This window comes from Neochlamydia sp. TUME1, from assembly GCF_000813645.1.
Lineage (GTDB): Bacteria > Chlamydiota > Chlamydiia > Chlamydiales > Parachlamydiaceae > Neochlamydia.
Genome location: NZ_JRXI01000181.1, coordinates 1 through 2,043, shown reverse-complemented (window position 1 = coordinate 2,043; position 2,043 = coordinate 1). Strand labels below are relative to the sequence as shown.

The following is a 2,043-nucleotide window of genomic DNA, read 5'->3' as shown; positions in this document are numbered from 1 at the left end:
TGAAAAAGAAGCCAAAGCCTTTACTAAGCTCATGCAGCAAGAATTTTCATGTCCAAACGTTACTAAACGTCAATTAGATAAGTTTGTAAAAAAACTTAAGTATATACAGATTATAGAATTTTAAATGATAGCAACTCAAAAGCATTCTACGTCTAGTCGGCGCAAAGCTGAGCAAAAACCTTCTACATCTAGCTATCGCCTACAAGGCATAGTAGATTGCTCTTTGCTTAACAAGTTAGCCGATACCCCCGGTGATAAGGATACGAATTCGTTTGACTTGCTTTTTCAATTTCTTTATGTTTCTTAAATAAAAGTGCTAAAAAGTTATCATTACCCAAGGAAATAAAATGCATCCTATCTCATCGACATCTATTGAAAGCTTGCCTGATGAAGTGCTAACCTCCATTTTGAAATATTGTACCACACCTTTCTTATATAACGTTTGTACAAGATGGCGGGATTTGCTGGCTACTGACGTCATACCTTCCCTTTATAAGGAAATAAGTAGGATGCATGCTCCTTGTAGAGATGTTAAGGAGCAGGCTCTTATTGTAGATAGGATTTATAAGCTAGAAGAAAAGCTTTCTGAAGCAGCAAAGGTAAATGCAATCTTTAGGCAAATCTTTACTTTAGCTAAATCCCTTGCTCCTGCGGAGCTAGAATTTAAATGGAAAACCCAGGAAAAAAGGTATTTTACTCTGGCTAGCTATGCCTCTTATCTTATAAATATTAATCGTCTGTTAATGTGGAAAGCACTGCCTGGTGGAGCGGCATACTTAAGTCAAGAAAAAATCAAGTATTTACCTTTAGAAAAACAAGGAGAGCTTCTTAGAGATTGGATTGAAGAAAATTGTAAAAACATCACGATGTTAGATTTATCTAAAGAAGGCTTGACTTACTTACCCTCAGAAATTGGGCAGCTGTCTGATCTGCAAACGCTTTACTTAAATCAAAACCAGCTCACCAGCCTGCCTGCAGAAATTGGGCAGCTGTCTCAGCTGCAAGAGCTTGAATTAAATCAAAACCAGCTCACCACTCTGCCTGCAGAAATAGGGCAGCTGTCTGATCTGCAAACGCTTAAATTAAATCAAAACCAGCTCACCACTCTGCCTGCAGAAATAGGGCAGTTGTCTCACCTGCAATCGCTTCACTTAAATCAAAACCAGCTCACCGTTCTGCCTACAGAAATCGGGCAGCTGTCTAAGCTGCAAAAGCTTGACTTATATCAAAACCAGCTCACCAGCCTACCTGCAGAAATCTGTCAATTGTCTCAGCTGCAATATCTTTACTTAAATCAAAACCAACTTACCACTCTACCTGCAGAAATCGGGCAGCTGTCTCAGTTGCAATGGCTTGAATCAAGCCAAAACAAGCTCACCGCTCTGCCTGCAGAAATTGGGCAGCTGTCTAAGCTGCAATGGCTTCACTTAAATCAAAACCAGCTCACCGCTCTGCCTGCAGAAATCGGGCAGCTGTCTCAGCTGCAAAAGCTTTACTTAGATCAAAACCAGCTCACCGCTCTGCCTGCAGAAATTGTGCAGCTGCCTCAGCTGCGAGTGCTTTACTTAAATCAAAACCAGCTCATCGCTCTGCCTGCAGAAATTGGGCAGCTGTCTAAGCTGGAATGGCTTTTCTTAAATCAAAACCAGCTCACCACTCTGCCTGCAGAAATAGGGCAGTTGTCTCACCTGCAATCGCTTTACTTAAATCAAAACCAGCTCACCGCTCTGCCTGCAGAAATAAGGCAGTTGTCTCACCTGCAATCGCTTTACTTAAATCAAAACCAGCTCACCGCTCTGCCTGCAGAAATCGGGCAGCTGTCTAAGCTGCACACGCTTGAATTAGAGGAAAATCCTTTGAAGGATATCGCCGAAAAAATAAGATTGTGCAACAATTTTTCTGTAAAATCTAAGATCTTTTTCTTTTAACTTATTTTTTTAAGGTGTTTTGCCCCTTTTTAGATTGTTCGCATCAATTTTAATGAGCCCCCCTTCATGGAGTGAGGGGGCACAATTAAAATTGACACTCACAATCTTAAGAGGT

At 40.9% G+C, this 2,043-nt stretch carries 2 protein-coding genes; both read left to right on the top strand.

Features of this window, described 5'->3' with window-relative positions; translation table 11 throughout:
- The first annotated feature begins 124 nt into the window (after positions 1 to 124).
- Positions 125 to 307 (top strand): hypothetical protein, encoded by a 183-nt coding sequence (locus DB41_RS08260; protein ID WP_039386254.1) that lies wholly within the window; start codon positions 125 to 127, stop codon positions 305 to 307.
- A gap of 40 nt (positions 308 to 347) precedes the next feature.
- Entirely contained in the window at positions 348 to 1,928 is a 1,581-nt protein-coding gene (locus DB41_RS08255; protein WP_052244036.1) for a leucine-rich repeat domain-containing protein, read from the top strand.
- Positions 1,929 to 2,043: the final 115 nt, after the last annotated feature.